We start from the raw sequence: 16,178 nt of genomic DNA on the forward strand, positions 1-16,178 counted from the left end.
AAATGAATGAAAAATGGACAATTATAGATGCGTTGCGTCATTCAAGACATGATTGGCTCAATCGTATGCAGATGGTTAAAGGAAACCTTTCCCTTGGAAAAGTGGAAGAGATTCATCGGCTCATCGATCGTTTTGTCCAAGAAGCGAGACAAGAATCCAATCTGATGGGGTTATCAATGCCTTTATTTTCAGAGTGGATTTTAACATATAATTGGAAACAGCAGCCGTGCTTATTGGAGTACGAAGTATTAGGAGAATTACATAACTTATCTCACTTAGATGAGACTGTATGTACATGGGCGAATCAATTCTTCTCAATGCTTCAGCATAGTTTAGACGTATATGTTGAAAATTATGTTTGTATCACAATTGAATGTGACGCGGAGAATGCTCGTTTCTTTTTTGATTTTCGTGGTAAGCTAACGAGTGTAGAAGAACTACAGAATTGGCTTGCGAACCAAAACAATAAATGGTATTCCATTTCTTATACAGTACGAGACGAAGAAGTCTCAGTTATATTACAACCAATCGAAAAAAGTGTGGTGAAATAATGTTTGTAGATCAGGTCAAGATATATGTAAAAGGCGGCGACGGTGGTAACGGAATGGTTGCGTATCGTCGTGAGAAGTATGTTCCAAAAGGTGGCCCAGCAGGTGGCGACGGTGGTAAAGGCGCAGATGTTGTTTTCGTTGTTGAGGAAGGCTTACGTACATTAATGGACTTCCGCTACCAACGTCATTTCAAAGCTGATCGTGGTCAGCACGGAATGAGTAAAGGTCAGCACGGACGTAAATCTGAAGATTTAATCGTAAAGGTTCCACCAGGAACAATAGTAAAAGATGAAAAAACAGGTCAAATTCTTGCCGATTTAGTAACGCATGAACAAACAGCTGTAATCGCAAGAGGTGGCCGAGGTGGCCGTGGTAACTCGCGTTTCGCAACAGCTACGAATCCAGCACCTGAAATCGCTGAGAACGGAGAACCAGGTCAAGAACGTGATGTCATTCTAGAACTTAAAGTGCTAGCAGACGTTGGACTTGTTGGATTCCCAAGTGTAGGTAAATCTACATTATTATCTGTTGTATCATCAGCGCGTCCGAAAATTGCAGAGTATCACTTTACAACAATCGTTCCTAATCTTGGTGTTGTTGAAACTGGTGATAACCGCAGCTTCGTTATGGCTGACCTTCCTGGACTAATTGAAGGCGCACATGCTGGCGTCGGACTTGGACACCAATTCTTACGTCATATCGAACGTACACGTGTAATTGTACATGTTATTGATATGTCTGGTTTAGAAGGCCGTGAGCCATATGAAGATTATGTCACAATTAATAATGAATTAAAAGAATATAATATGCGTTTAACAGAGCGTCCACAAGTTGTTGTAGCAAACAAAATGGATATGCCGGATGCAGAAGAAAACTTACAAGCATTTAAAGAGAAAGTGGGAGACGAAGTAAAAATCTTCCCAATCTCAGCTGTAACGAAACAAGGTGTTCGTGATTTACTATTTGAAGTAGCGAACTTATTAGAAACAACACCAGAATTCCCAATGTACGATGTTGTTGAAGAGTCTGAAGCAAGTGTAATGTATAAATTTGATGCTGAAAGTCTTAAATTTGAAATTACACGTGAAAGTGACGGCACGTTTGTTATTTCTGGTTATGATATCGAGAAGACATTCAAAATGACTGACTTCTCACGTGATGAATCTATACGTCGTTTCGCTCGCCAAATGCGCGGAATGGGTATTGATGAAGCGCTTCGTGCACGTGGTGCAAAAGACGGAGATATTGTAAAAATTCTTGAATATGAATTTGAATTTATCGATTAAGACTGCCAAAGTATGGCGGTCTTTTTTTTATTCTGCTATTTGCAAGTAGTAAGATTCCCGCCTCAAAATTCAGCTGAAGCAAAGAAGTTAGGTGTGAATCAGGCTGCTAGTTAAAAATTACGAAGATAGGAAAAAATCCCCACTAATTAAATTTTCAATTTATAATAGAAAAAGAAGTAATTTTAGAAGAATATTTATGGGGAGAAAGAGAACATGTATAAAATATTAATTGTAGAAGACGATGAGAAAATTGCGGGAATATTAGAGGAGCATTTAGAAAGGTATGGCTATCAATCATTTAGAGCAATTGATTTACGTCATATAAAAGATGAATTCGTAAAAGTGAATCCACATCTCGTATTACTGGATATCAATTTACCATATTTTGATGGTTTCTATTGGTGTCGTCAAATCCGCACTGTATCGAATGCGCCGATTATTTTTGTTTCTGCAAGAACAGGGGAAATGGATCAAGTAATGGCAATTGAAAATGGCGGAGATGATTACATTACAAAGCCATTCCATTTAGATATTGTCATGGCTAAGGTGAAAAGTGCACTTCGACGTGGGTATGGTGAGTATGCTTCTGCGGCAGAAAGTGATTGTTTAGGTGTGAATGGACTTTTGTTATTCCCGTCCCAACACGTTGTTGAGTGGCAAGGGCAACAAACAGAGCTGACAAAAAATGAATTTTACTTATTAGAGTGTTTAATGAAACAAGCGAATCAATATGTAACACGTGAAGAATTGTTAGAAGCTCTGTGGGATGAAGTAGCTTTTGTTGATGATAATACACTGACTGTGAATGTAAAGCGCGTAAGGAAGAAACTAGAGGAGCTAGGTATTAAAAATGCGATTGTAACGAAACGTGGATACGGTTATGCGCTTCTTACAGAGTGGAGTGAAGGGCATGCAGGTTAAAAGTTACCTCATAGACCGCTTTGCTTTACTTCTTTCTTATGTTGTAAGTCTTTGTTTATTTGGACTCGTATTGCAGTTGCAAAGTCTTTTAGAAAAAAGATCAATTGATTGGAGTACGTGGTTATACGGACTTTTATTAGGGACAGTTGTGTTTACTGTATACCTCATTTACGATTACCGAAAAAGAAGTGTTTTTTTTAAGAGAATCGAAAAATATGTTGCTGATGGAAATACATTACATGATTCTTTACTTATTGATACTTCGTATACGACAGAACAAGAGATGATCGTTGAATCTTTTACGCTATTAAGACAGCAATATATGAATGAAGTTCATAAACAGCATGCGAAAGAGCAACAGCAAATGATATTTATGAACCAATGGATTCATCAAATGAAGACACCAGTATCTGTTATTGAGTTACTATTACAGAAGTTTGGTAAAGAGCATCGTGAAGCGAGAGCAACAGTTGAAAGTATTCGTGAAGAAAATAACCGTATACTAAATGGTTTAGATTTAGCGTTACATATGGCAAGGTTAGAGCAATTTGCGAAAGATTATAAAGTAGAAGTAGTAAATGTGATAGATATTATTCGAGGTATTATTAATGAAAATCGAAAGTCTTTCATTCAATCGTCTGTATTTCCGAAAGTAATGTTTGAAGAAGATACTTGTATGGTTGCATCTGATAGAAAATGGCTTAGTATTGCTATAGGGCAAATTGTTGTAAATGCAATTAAGTATACGAGAATTTCAGAAGCAGAGAAAAAGGAAATTCAATTTCAAATTGAAGAGAAAGATCAAAAGGTGTTATTACATATTAAAGACAATGGAATCGGTATTCCGGAGCAAGATGTAAAGCGTATATTTGATCCGTTCTTTACGGGGATAAATGGCCGTAAAACGAGAGAAGCGACTGGAATGGGTTTATATATTACGAAGGAAATTTGTGATAATTTACATCACGGTATTTATGTGCAATCGGCTGAAGGGGAAGGGACAACATTTACGTTCCAATTTGCAAAAGATGAAGAATATCATACATTAATGAGAAAAATGACAAAACTGTAAGATAACAAAACGTTTTGTAAGGGAAATCACTCGTTTCTTTTTCTTATTTTTCTTATAGTAAATGTAAGAAGAAAACACATAGGGGGATTAGAAATGAGTGTTCTTGAAGTAAAAGGATTAACGAAGGTGTATCAATCAAAAGGTTCAGTAGCGACGACTGCTTTAAATGATATAAATTTTAAAATAGAAGAAGGCGAATTTGTAGGGATTATGGGTCCTTCAGGAAGCGGAAAAACAACGCTTTTAAATTTATTAGCAACAATTGATAAGCAAACTTCAGGTCATGTGCTTGTAAATGGCGAAGAAATTAATCAAATGCGTGCTGCAAAATTAGCGGAGTTTCGCCGTACACATTTAGGATTCATTTTCCAAGATTTTAACTTACTTGATACGCTATCGATTAAAGAAAATATCATTTTACCACTTGTAATGGCGAAGAAATCTGTAAATGAAATCGATGCAAAAGTGCTTGAGATTGCAAAGTTTTTAAATATCGAAGGCATTTTAAATAAAAAAGTATATGAAGTATCAGGCGGCCAACAACAACGTGCAGCAGCTGCGAGAGCGATTATTCATGAACCGACGTTAATCTTAGCGGATGAGCCAACTGGAAACTTAGATTCTAAGTCGGCAAAATCATTAATGAGCGCGTTGCAAGATTTGCATGAACAAAAGAAAGTAACAATTGCAATGGTAACGCATGATCCAGTAGCGGCGAGTTATTGCGAACGTATTCTTTTCATACGTGATGGAGAGATTTTCTCAGAAATACATAAGGGAAGAACGAAACAAGCCTTTTTCCAAGAAATTTTGGACGTACTTGCGATGCTAGGAGGAGAATATCATGAACTTTCGCCAGCTCGCGCTTAATAACGTAAAAGGAAATTGGCGTAATTATAAAGCGTTTCTTATTAGCAGTTGTTTATCGATTGTCGTATTTTTCATGTATGCTTCCTTCATTTATCATCCAGATGTCGTAAGCGGTAATATTAGTATGAGGGAGATGATTTCAAAAGGGTTAGAATCGATGAATTATATTGTAGTCATCTTCTCAGCACTTTTTATTTTATATGCAAATTCAACATTTTTAAGAGCAAGGAAAAAAGAGTTTGGTCTATTAACATTAATAGGCGGAACAAAATCACAACTTGGCCGAATGATTATATTAGAACAGCTTATGTTAGGTAGTATTGCAATTGTAGTAGGTATTGGACTTGGTATGCTTTGTTCAAAATTATTCTTCCAAGCATTAAGCGTAATATTGAAAATAGATAAAACACTTCCACTCGTATGGAATAGTAAAGCGGTTTTGATTACAGCGGGTGTATACTTAATTCTATTTTTAATTCTATCATTGTTTAGCGTTTGGACAGTAGGACGCTTGCAAATTATTGATTTATTAAGAGAAGCAAGAAAACAGAAAGTAGAACCTTTTGCGTTTACATGGTTATGCGTAGTTGGTATAGGATGTATTATTGTTGCATATGTACTTAGCTTCCAAGTAACATTTATGAATTTTGTCATCCTGTTTTTACCGATTGTAGGGCTGACGATAGGCGGAACTTATTTACTATTTACACAAGGTAGTACAGTCGTATTAAAGGCATTACAAAAACGAAAAAAATCTTTTTATACATATCCAAATATGTTCGTACTTAGCAATCTTATTTATAAAATGAAAGATAATGCCCGTTTTCTATTTGTAATTTCTATCATTACGGCGGTTGTATCTTCAGCAGTTGGTACGCTGTACGTATTTTTTGAGGATATGAGTTATAAGGCAGTAACTAGTACCCCGCATGCTATTTCTTATGAGGAAAAGGGAATCCATATGCATAATGTCATAAAAGAGGGAAAAACAAAAGAATTAATAAAAAAACACGGATTTGAAGAAGCGCGAGAAGTAACGTACGTAAAACTTCCTGGAACGCAAAAAATCACAATGTTTAACAGTGAACATGAGATACCAATGGCGATTGTTTCAGAAAAAGAATATAACGCTGAAGTACGTAAACAAAAGAGAGAGCAAGTTAGAGAAGTTCATAATGCACCAGGTAGTGCAACGATGGTCATAATGGATATGGCGAATGATATGATGAAGATAGATCGTACGAAACCGTATGAAATTAAAATTAACGGACAAAAGCAATCTGTTCAATTAAATGAGCCAACTTCATTTTCTGTTTTTAATGATAGTGAATATCTCATTGTGAATGATCAAGATTTTGAGAAATACGCAAAGCTTGTACCAGATGAAGAAAAGACGAAATATTATGGTTATTATATAGAAGACTGGAAAAGTACGGAAGACCTTGTGTTAGATTTGAAAAAGGAGATTGCACCAGATAAGCAAGAGGAGTTAAATAACTCGGTGCTCGCTTATAAAAATATAAGGGAATCAGGAGCAATTACAATGTTCATCGGTTTCTTCGTAGCGGTACTATTCTTCTTCTTCGCTTGTAGTATGACATACTTTAAATGGTTTAACGATAAAGAACAAGATCGTATTCAATTTAAATCGTTAAAGAGAATCGGTATGACAGATAAAGAAATTCGTAAAATTGCAATTCGTCAAATGGGCGTTATCTTCTTTATCCCAATTTTAATCGGTGCCATTCATAGTGGGTTTGCTCTTCATACGTTAGGGAAAATACTTTATATTGATTTATGGAAATCAGGTGCGATTGTAATTGGAACATACGTTATAGCTTCTGCGATTTACTTTATGATTGCACAAAGAGGATATTTGAAACACGTGCAAAGCTAGAGAAACCTCTAGCTTTTTGCTTATGTAGTAAGTTATAGGGGGACGATAGATGAACATTCGGCAACTAGCGCTGCAAAATATAAAAGGAAATTGGCGTAATTATAAAGTGTTTTTCTTAAGCAGTTGTTTTGCGATATTTGCGTCTTTTGCATACATGTCTGTCATTGTACATCCGTATATGCAGGAGACGATGTGGTATCAAAACGTACGCTGGGGACTTATTATATGTAATGTTATAGTCATTTCTTTTTTCGTCATATTTATTTTGTACTCTACTTCTATTTTCATAGAGGCACGTAAGAAAGAATTAGGGTTATATATGTTAATGGGAGCGACGAAGTCTAACGTAATAGGAGTGATAATGACCGAGCAAATATTAATCGGGATTTTCGCGAATATTTTCGGGGTTGGGCTTGGTATGATCTTTTTGAAACTCTTTTTTATGGTATTTAGTATGTTACTGGGCCTTCCGAAAGAACTCCCTGTCATATTTGATGTGAGAGCAATTGGGGTAACGTTTGTTACATATATGGTCGTTTTTATTGTCTTATCTTTTATAAGTGCTTTACGCATATGGAATATAAAAATCATTCGGTTATTGAAAGAATTTCGAACAGATAAAAAAGAGAAGAAAACATCAATGTGGCTTTGTATATTCGGTTTTATTTGTTTAGGTATAGGATATGCGTTAGCGTTACAAGCGACGATGCCAACGATAGCATTCTATTTTTTTCCTGTGTCTATACTTGTCTTTTTCGGAACTTATTTTTCTTTTACACACGGAACTGCTCAAATATTAGAAATAATAAAACGAAATAAAAAGATTATGTATACATATCCGTATTTATTTATAGTAAACCAATTGTCACATCGAATGAAAGAAAATGGTCGCTTTTTCTTTCTGATGTCTATGGCAACGACGTTTGTAGTTACGGCAACAGGTACGGTGTTCTTATATTTTTCTAGCATGCAAGATATGTGGCGAACTGGAGGGGTACACTCGTTTTCATACATAGAAAAAGGTATTTCTACTCATGAAGTCTTTGAGGAAGGTGCGGTTGAAAAATTACTGAATCAATACGGGTATGATGATTTTCAATATATGAGTTTTGTTGGAGTGTATGCATCCTTTCGGTCTAATAAAGGAGAAACAACAATAGCACCGCTTATAAAGGAAAGTGAATATAACCAAGAAGCGAGGAAACAAAAAAAGAAAATGTATCGTCCTAAAAAAGGTACAGTGACACTCGTTTATTATAATAAATACAATAATTCGAATGTATATAATCAAAAAGAGATTCAATTGCAAGTAATGAGTCAACCATATTCATTCGTATTTAACGGTCAGAAAGAAGGGGTTCAATTTAACTATCACCCTTCGTACATTAATGGTCTGTTCTTCGTTATGAATGATGAAGATTTTGACAGTATAGCAAATCAGGTTCTCGATTCTGAAAAAATGATATATAGAGGCTACACATTACCAAATATCGAAAAGACGAAGAAATTAAATGAAGATTTACGGAAACATATGAAACAAGATAATAATAATGCGTTTCGAAGTAATATGGAGTTATATGTAAATATGAAAGAAGGCGGCGATATTACTCTATTTGTAGGCTCATTCATTAGTATATTATTCTTTCTTACTTCATGTAGTATCGTATATTTTAAATGGTTTCATAATATTGCATCGGACCGAAAGCATTATGGTGCACTCTCTAAACTTGGAATGACGAAGGAAGAAGTATGGGAAATTTCTCGCTGGCAATTATGTATGCTATTTTTTGCGCCAATTATAGTAGGGAGTATGCATAGTGCAGTTGCGTTATATACGTTTCATAATACTTTCTTTATGGATGGATCATTAGGAAAAGTAGGCTTGTTTATTCTGTATTATATCGCTGCATGCATCGTTTATTTCTTCTTCGCTCAAAGAGAATATAAGAAACATTTAGACTAGCGGATGCTAGTCTTTTTTTAATATTCGAAATTTACATAGAAGAATATAAAAAAGTATGGTATAACAGTAAGAAAACGAAAAAGAGGGGAAAAGACGATGATTCGAGTAGGATATTTAGGACCAGAAGCAACATTTACAAATATGGCGGTGAGTCGTTTTTTTCCGGAAGCAGAGCATGTACCGTATCGAACGATTCCGGATTGTATAGATGCAGCCGCAAATGAAAGTGTAGATTTCGCAGTCGTACCGTTAGAAAACGCAATAGAAGGTTCAGTAAATATAACGGTCGATTACCTCGTGCATGAGCGACCACTTTCTATTGTAGGAGAAATTACAGTACCAATTCAGCAACATTTACTCGTACATCCGCAGTATGCAGAAGTGTGGGGAGAAGTATATGCAGTGCATTCACATCCGCATGCTATCGCACAATGTCATAAGTTTTTAAATGAAGAATTAAAAGGGGTAACTGTTCGAGACATGACATCAACAAGTGCTGCTGCACAATATGTGAAAGAACATCCTGAAGAAAAAATCGCTGCCATTGCAAATGAAGCAGCCGCAGAAAAATACGGATTAACAATTGTAAGACGTGACATTCATACGCATAAAAACAATCATACACGCTTCCTAGTGCTCCATAAGAAAAAGAAAGTAATACTCTCAAATAACGGAGAAAACCGCGGGGAGAAAACGACGCTTATGATAACGTTACCTGCAGATTATGCAGGGGCACTATATCAAGTGTTATCAGCTTTTGCATGGAGAAAATTAAATTTATCAAAAATCGAATCGCGCCCGATGAAAACAGGACTCGGAAATTACTTTTTCTTAATCGATGTCGATAAAGCATACGATGACGTATTATTGCCAGGCGTAACGATGGAACTTGAAGCGCTCGGTTTTTCTGTTACTGTGCTGGGGAGCTATTCTTCTTATTGGTTGTAAAGGGTAAGGGAGAGTATTTGTCGTATTTTGTAGTTAAATCGATATAATTTCAGTCGATAATATACCGTCTGATAGATAAATAAAATCCCACCATTTATAGGTGGGATTCTTTACTTTAACTTAGCAAGACGATCCTCTAACTGACCACGCCAAATATTGGCTAGTTCAGGAACAGCAAGAATCTTTTCAATGCCATCTTTATTTTTTCTATTATGAAAATAAATTTCGTTAGAAAACAAAACAGATACATTGTTTGATGGACGTTTTAGCAATGTGATTTTAGAATCTTTACGTACAGTACCTTCTTGAAGAACGCGGCATAGGTAGCCAGTAAATCCAGTTGCTACAATGCGCGGCAGTATGCCAGGAATACCGAGGCGTTTTGAAATAGTGCTACAAGGTACTCTTGCTTGTGTCACTTGAATGATTGCTTCACCAAGCTGATATGTATCTCCGATGCAAACATCACGCTCTAACATATTTGTTACGGTAATGTTTTCGCCAAATGTGGAAGCTGGAAGCGTAGTTTGAAATTCCTCTTCCCATAGTGCGTAATGCTCGTGTGGGTACACACAAACAGCGCGATCAGGACCGCCGTGATGTTTTAAATCCGCTACGTCATCACCACGAAATCCGTCTTTTGAGAGAAAGGCCTCTTCTGTAGGATCTTTACATATACCTGTTATCATTTCTTTATCTTCGCCATATTTCATTTGTTTCGGTTTACCAGTACTAAAGTGAACGAGTTCAATTCCCATATTCGATCTCCTTTACGATTGATTACAATATTATAGCATTAAAAAAGCACAGAGAATTATAAAAACTCTGTGCTTTACATTAATAAACGAGAAATCCTGCTTTATCTAAAGCCTCGCAAGCAGCGTCTAATTTTTCTTTAGAATCTGCTTCAATTGTATGTAAGTGAATACCATCTGTTAGTTGCGAAAGATAGGAAGCATTTGTATTTTCGATTTTTTGTAAATATTGCTCTACATCAAATCGATTACTTACCATAATTGATGCTGTTAAGTCGCCGTATACAGGGTGCTCAACTTTTACGTCTTTAATCGTAACGCCATGATCAACAAGCATTGTAAGTTCTTGACGTACTTCTGCTGGTTTATGTTGGCATACAATCACGCGTTCAAAAGCCTGTTGCTTCTCCTGTGGTTTTAAATATAAATAGCCTTGAGCAGTTGCGATAATTGGCTCGTTTCTTGCTTTTAGTAAGGAGATATCTTGCACAATAACTTGTCTACTTACGTTTGTCTTCTTAGATAGTTCGTTTCCAGATAACGGTTCATTTGCAGCAAGCAGCCACTGAAGGATAAGTTGTCGTCTTTCTTCACCTAAAATTTTTTTTTGTTCATTTTGTTTCATTATGATTTAACACCTCTATAAAATTGATTTCCAATTGTGTGTAGTGCATGAATAGTAGTATCAATTTGTTCTTTCGTTGTTTGTTGTCCGAAAGAGAAGCGGACATATTGTTTAGCCTCTTCATACGTTCTTCCAATTGCAAGCATTGTTTTCGAAGGTTCTTGTTTACCAACTTGGCAAGCACTTCCGGTCGAGATGGCAATACCGCGGCGGTTGCATTCTAGCATTGTATATTGACCTTCTATTCCTTTTATTGTAACCCCAATAATATGTGGTAAACAAGAAGTAGAATGACCTTCTACTTCAATTTCTAGCGGAAGTGTTTGTAATTCCTCTAAAAAGTAGGATCGTAACTCTTTAAAACGTAAACTTTCTACCTGTTGATTTTTCAATATATTTTCAGCAGCTGTTAAAAAAGATGCGATGCCAGGAACGTTCACTGTGCCTGGGCGAAATCCTTTTTCGTGAGAAGTTCCCGGGAATATTTGTGCCCAGCGAACTTGCGGATTTATATAGCAAGCGCCGACACCTTTTGGACCGTATATTTTGTGTGCTGAAACAGAAAGACTATCAATTCCCATCTCAAAAACATGGATAGGCAGTTTACCAAACGTTTGCACACAATCCGTATGAAATAAAATATTATATGTTTTTAAAAGGGCCCCAATTTCTGCTATGTTTTGAACAGTCCCAATTTCAGAGTTACCATGCTGTATACTTGCTAGCACAGTATCTTCTGTAATAGCTGCCTCTAAATCTACTAAACAAATGAGTCCGCTTTTATCAACAGGAATTTCAGTGATCGTATAGCCTTTTGATTTTAGAGATTGAAAATAACTTCGAATGGATGCATGTTCCATAGGTGTCGTAATAATATGCTTCTTATTTCGGGCACTTAGAAGTGATTGAATCGCAAGATAGTTCGATTCCGATCCACAGCTTGTGAAAAATACTCCTTGTTCTTTGCCTCCAATCATTTCCGCAAATGTTTTTCGGCAAACTTGTAATAAAGAAGAAGCCGTTCCTCCAATATCATGTAAACTTTGTTCATTTCCGAAGTATTGCGAAGCTGCTTTCATATATGTTTGTAACGCTTCCTCGCTCATAGGTGTAGTAGCTGCATAGTCAAGATATATCATCATGTAAGTTCCTCTCTCTAGTAAGAGTTACATTTCTTTTACTTTTTAAATGGTAGTAGTGAAAATAAGAATTATAAAAAAACTCTTGTCATTATTTTAAAACTATGTAAATATAGGTGTCAAGACAGTTGAAAAGTGTAAAGTAGGAGGCAACAATTATGCCAAGTGCAGATGTCTTAATTATTGGAAGTGGCGTTGCGGCACTTCGTGTTGCAAAAGAGATTTGTCACGAAAAGAATGTGATTATTATCACAAAGGAGACGAAACGTAATAATAATACACATTTAGCTCAAGGTGGAATTGCCGCAGCGGTAGCGGCATATGACAATCCTAATGATCATTTTGAAGATACGTTAGTAGCAGGGTGTCATTATAACAATGAAGAAGTGGTCCGTTATTTAGTCGAGGAAGGACCGAAAGAAATTAATAACCTTATTGAAAGAGGAATGAAATTTGATGGAGATGAAACAGGTCCTCATCTTGGAAAAGAAGGGGCGCATCGAAAACGTCGTATTTTACATGCAGGTGGCGATGCAACAGGAAAGAATTTATTAGAGCATCTTATTCAAGAAGTAGCTCCATACGTTACGGTAGTGGAACAGGAAATGGTGCTCGATTTTATTATAGAAAAAGATAAATGTGTTGGGGCTTTAACTCGCAACAATAAAGGAGAACTGAAACGTTACAATGCAGATTATACGGTGTTAGCTTCAGGCGGTATTGGCGGTTTATACGCCTTTACTTCTAATGATGAGACAATTACAGGCGATGGACTTGCAATGGTGTACCGCGCAGGTGGGGAACTTGTAGATTTAGAGTTTATACAATTTCATCCGACGATGTTATACGCGGGTGGGCGTTGTTCCGGTCTCGTGTCCGAAGCTGTTCGCGGAGAAGGAGCTGTCCTTATAAATGGAAAAGGACAGCGTTTTATGATGGAGATACATCCTGAACAGGATCTAGCCCCGCGTGATGTAGTGGCTAGGGCTATTCATGAACAGCTACTTGCGGGTGAAAAAGTGTACTTAAACATCGAAATGATTCAAAACTTTGAACAACGCTTTCCGACCGTGTCATCGATATGTAAAACAAATGGAGTCGATATAAATAAAAAACTTATTCCGATCGTGCCCGGTACTCATTTTCACATGGGCGGCGTGAAAACGAACTGTGATGGAGAGACGTCTATTCTGAACTTATACGCAGTCGGTGAAGTAGCTTGTAACGGGGTTCATGGTGCAAATAGATTAGCGAGTAATTCATTATTAGAAGGTCTTGTGTTTGGAAAAAGAATCGGACGACACATTTTATCTAGAGAGACAAAAGAAAAGGTGAACATGCTAGCCGAAAAGGAAGCAAAGTTTATCGTTCTGAATCATTTACCGACGAAAGAAGAAATACAAAAATGCATGATGAAATATGTTGGGATTGTGCGAACAGAGCACAGTTTATCTTATGCGAAGAGATGGCTTAGTAAGTATGGTGTTCGAAATATGATATTACAACATGATGTTCTTACGAATGAAGAGATAACGCTTATTAATATGTTAACGGTTTGTGAGCTTATAGTTGTGTCAGCCTTGCAAAGAGAAGAAAGTATTGGCGGGCATTACCGGAGTGATTATCCAGATAGAAATATAGGAAAGAAAGAGATTGTTCGAGTAAAGAGAAAACTACAAATTGTGTGATGAGGGGAAGAGGGGCTTTATGAACACGATAAAAGTTAAAGAAGCATTAAATCGATTTTTTTTAGAAGATATAGGGGAAAGAGATGTAACATCTCAGCTTATTTTTCCAGATAACTTGCTTTCGAAAGGAGCGTTTCTTGCGAAGGATACAGGGGTCTTTGCAGGACGTTTAGTAATTGAATCAGGATTTAAATTAATTGATGAGAGAATTGAAGTAGAGCTTCATAAAAAAGATGGGGATCTTGTAGAAAAAGGCGAAATCATTGCAACTGTGCAAGGTCCAATTGCCTCGTTATTAACAGCAGAGCGCGTTATATTAAACGTTATTCAGCGTATGAGTGGGATAGCCACGATGACACGTAAAGCGGTTCTTGCGTTAGATAGTAGTCATACTCGCATTTGTGATACGCGAAAAACGATGCCTGGGCTACGTATGTTTGATAAATATGCAGTCGTGTGCGGAGGTGGATTTAACCACCGCTTCGGTTTATATGACGGTGTCATGATTAAAGACAATCATATTGCGTTTGCTGGTTCTATTACAAAAGCTATTACATCGGTGAAAGAAAAATTAGGACATATGGTGAAAGTAGAAGTGGAAACAGAAACGGAGGAGCAAGTGAGAGAGGCAGTAGCAGCCGGTGCGGATATTATTATGTTTGATAACCGTACGCCAGATGAAATTCGAGAGTTTTCAAAGATTGTGCCAAGCGCCATTGTTACGGAAGCGTCAGGTGGCATTACAGTTGAAGATTTATCGAAATATGGAAAAACAGGGGTAGATTATATTTCACTTGGATTGTTAACACATTCAGTGAAAGCACTTGATATTAGTTTCAATATTGAAGCGTAAGGAAAGTGGCTTAGAGGGGGAGAAAGGTATATGAGTATTTTAGAAAAAGTACAGCCAATTGAAACGATGTTACCAGAGCGTTATTACACAATGTCAATGGAAAATATGGAAAAGCGTGTTCGTGAAATTAAAGAAAAAATGGGGAAAACGTTATTTATTCCAGGGCATCATTATCAAAAGGATGAAGTTGTACAATTTTCTGATGCAGCAGGGGACTCACTTCAGCTTGCGCAAGTTGCAGCGAGTAATAAAGAAGCAAAATACATTGTGTTTTGTGGTGTGCACTTTATGGCAGAAACAGCAGATATGTTAACGACAGATGAACAAGTTGTCATCTTACCAGATATGCGCGCAGGTTGTTCAATGGCGGACATGGCAGATATTGAACAAACAGAAAGAGCGTGGAAAGAGCTCACGAAGTTATTTGGAGATACGATGATTCCGTTAACATATGTAAATTCTACAGCTGCAATTAAAGCGTTTTGCGGTCGTAATGGTGGAGCGACAGTAACTTCTTCAAATGCAAAACAAATGGTTTCTTGGGCGTTTACACAAAAAGAGCGTCTTGTCTTTTTACCAGACCAACATTTAGGAAGAAATACAGCGCACGATTTAGGTATTCCGTTAGATAAAATGGCGGTATGGGATCCACATACAGATTCATTAGAATACGATGGAAACATAGAAGAAATCCAAGTGATTTTATGGAAAGGACATTGTTCAGTTCATCAAAACTTTACAGTGAAAAATATTGAAAGTGTGCGGAAAAATCATCCGGATATGAATATTATTGTACATCCAGAATGTTGCTATGAAGTTGTAGCCGCTTCAGACTATGCAGGTTCAACAAAATACATTATTGATATGATTGAATCAGCTCCAGTTGGAAGTAAATGGGCAATTGGTACAGAAATGAATTTAGTGAACCGAATTATTCAGCAACATCCAGATAAAGAAATTGTTTCACTTAATCCATTTATGTGTCCGTGCTTAACGATGAATCGAATTGACCTCCCTCACTTACTATGGGTGCTTGAAACGATAGAAGGCGGAGAAGAGATTAACGTTATTGGCGTAGACAAACAAGTAACGAAAGAAGCAGTTCTCGCATTAAATCGTATGTTAGAGCGTGTTTAAAGCAACGGGAATACCGTTGCTTTTTTTCATACATATAATCATAACGAGAGCGAAATGGGCATACATTGTTTTGAAGAAATCATTGTGGTTTTTATGCCTATTCCACTTCCAACTATATTGAAAATAGAAGAAGTGATAAAAGTGAAAAGAAGTTAATGTTATTTAGAAAGGGTTACTTCATGAGATTTGTTACTTATAGATAAGTTATACAGGAGGGGGAAAATTTGAAAATTCATATCGTGCAAAAAGGGGATACCCTTTGGAAAATTGCGAAAAAGTACGGAGTGGATTTTGACACGCTGAAAAAAACAAATACACAGCTTAGTAATCCAGATTTAATCATGCCAGGTATGAAAATTAAAGTACCATCAAACGGCGTCCACGTGAAACAGCAAGCTGGAGCAGGATCAGCACCTCCAAAGCAATACGTAAAAGAAGTGCAACAAAAAGAATTTGCAGCAACACCAACGCCG

14 protein-coding genes and 1 pseudogene are annotated in these 16,178 nt (G+C 36.7%); 12 read left to right on the forward strand and 3 right to left on the reverse strand.

Annotated elements, in window-relative coordinates; all coding sequences use genetic code 11:
• The first annotated feature begins 2 nt into the window (after window positions 1-2).
• The 8 genes from A6J74_RS22260 (at window position 3) to pheA (ending at window position 9,508) form a co-directional block, all read left to right on the forward strand.
• The gene (locus A6J74_RS22260; RefSeq protein WP_001003572.1) at window positions 3-551 is read left to right on the forward strand and encodes a sporulation initiation phosphotransferase B; all 549 of its coding nucleotides are present in this window, start codon (window positions 3-5) and stop codon (window positions 549-551) included.
• The gene (obgE, locus tag A6J74_RS22265; RefSeq protein WP_000497121.1) at window positions 551-1,837 is read left to right on the forward strand and encodes a GTPase ObgE; all 1,287 of its coding nucleotides are present in this window, start codon (window positions 551-553) and stop codon (window positions 1,835-1,837) included. Before A6J74_RS22260 ends, obgE begins: the two co-directional genes overlap by 1 nt.
• A 213-nt stretch (window positions 1,838-2,050) precedes the next feature.
• Window positions 2,051-2,758: a response regulator transcription factor gene (locus A6J74_RS22270; RefSeq protein WP_000276708.1), complete on the forward strand. Its 708-nt coding sequence runs from the start codon at window positions 2,051-2,053 to the stop codon at window positions 2,756-2,758.
• A complete protein-coding gene (locus A6J74_RS22275; protein WP_001197401.1) occupies window positions 2,748-3,830 on the forward strand; it encodes a HAMP domain-containing histidine kinase in 1,083 nt (360 codons plus the stop codon). Before A6J74_RS22270 ends, A6J74_RS22275 begins: the two co-directional genes overlap by 11 nt.
• A gap of 93 nt (window positions 3,831-3,923) precedes the next feature.
• Complete coding sequence (locus A6J74_RS22280) at window positions 3,924-4,700, forward strand: ABC transporter ATP-binding protein (RefSeq protein ID WP_000114533.1); 777 nt, start codon at window positions 3,924-3,926, stop codon at window positions 4,698-4,700.
• Window positions 4,675-6,597: an ABC transporter permease gene (locus tag A6J74_RS22285; RefSeq protein WP_001011401.1), complete on the forward strand. Its 1,923-nt coding sequence runs from the start codon at window positions 4,675-4,677 to the stop codon at window positions 6,595-6,597. Before A6J74_RS22280 ends, A6J74_RS22285 begins: the two co-directional genes overlap by 26 nt.
• A 49-nt stretch (window positions 6,598-6,646) precedes the next feature.
• Entirely contained in the window at window positions 6,647-8,560 is a 1,914-nt protein-coding gene (locus tag A6J74_RS22290) for an ABC transporter permease (RefSeq protein ID WP_001026357.1), read from the forward strand.
• A 96-nt stretch (window positions 8,561-8,656) separates the two neighbouring features.
• Window positions 8,657-9,508 (forward strand): prephenate dehydratase, encoded by an 852-nt coding sequence (gene pheA, locus A6J74_RS22295; protein ID WP_000621713.1) that lies wholly within the window; start codon window positions 8,657-8,659, stop codon window positions 9,506-9,508.
• Between the two features lie 110 nt (window positions 9,509-9,618).
• Here pheA and A6J74_RS22300 read toward each other — a convergent pair whose 3' ends face one another.
• The 3 genes from A6J74_RS22300 to A6J74_RS22310 form a co-directional block, all read right to left on the reverse strand.
• Window positions 9,619-10,266, reverse strand: a complete 648-nt coding sequence (locus A6J74_RS22300; protein WP_000510706.1) for an MOSC domain-containing protein — start codon at window positions 10,264-10,266, stop codon at window positions 9,619-9,621.
• Between the two features lie 79 nt (window positions 10,267-10,345).
• A complete protein-coding gene (locus A6J74_RS22305; RefSeq protein WP_000812272.1) occupies window positions 10,346-10,888 on the reverse strand; it encodes a transcription repressor NadR in 543 nt (180 codons plus the stop codon).
• Entirely contained in the window at window positions 10,888-12,030 is a 1,143-nt protein-coding gene (locus A6J74_RS22310) for an IscS subfamily cysteine desulfurase (RefSeq protein WP_000973768.1), read from the reverse strand. The genes A6J74_RS22305 and A6J74_RS22310 overlap by 1 nt, the downstream gene beginning before the upstream one ends.
• A gap of 155 nt (window positions 12,031-12,185) precedes the next feature.
• Between A6J74_RS22310 and nadB the strand changes: the two genes are divergently transcribed.
• The 4 genes and pseudogenes from nadB to safA form a co-directional block, all read left to right on the forward strand.
• Window positions 12,186-13,715 carry an L-aspartate oxidase gene (nadB, locus tag A6J74_RS22315; protein ID WP_001138523.1) on the forward strand — a complete coding sequence of 510 codons (1,530 nt, stop codon included), beginning with the start codon at window positions 12,186-12,188 and terminating at the stop codon, window positions 13,713-13,715.
• Window positions 13,716-13,734: 19 nt separating this feature from the next.
• Window positions 13,735-14,568, forward strand: coding sequence for a carboxylating nicotinate-nucleotide diphosphorylase (gene nadC / locus A6J74_RS22320; RefSeq protein ID WP_001092204.1), 834 nt, complete (start codon window positions 13,735-13,737; stop codon window positions 14,566-14,568).
• A 30-nt stretch (window positions 14,569-14,598) separates the two neighbouring features.
• Window positions 14,599-15,705: a quinolinate synthase NadA gene (gene nadA, locus A6J74_RS22325; protein WP_000025287.1), complete on the forward strand. Its 1,107-nt coding sequence runs from the start codon at window positions 14,599-14,601 to the stop codon at window positions 15,703-15,705.
• A 224-nt stretch (window positions 15,706-15,929) separates the two neighbouring features.
• Window positions 15,930-16,092 (forward strand): annotated as a pseudogene (gene safA, locus A6J74_RS30740) (SafA/ExsA family spore coat assembly protein); the annotation flags it as partial.
• Window positions 16,093-16,178 lie beyond the last annotated feature (86 nt).

This window comes from Bacillus sp. FDAARGOS_235 (assembly GCF_002073415.2).
Lineage (GTDB): Bacteria > Bacillota > Bacilli > Bacillales > Bacillaceae_G > Bacillus_A > Bacillus_A toyonensis.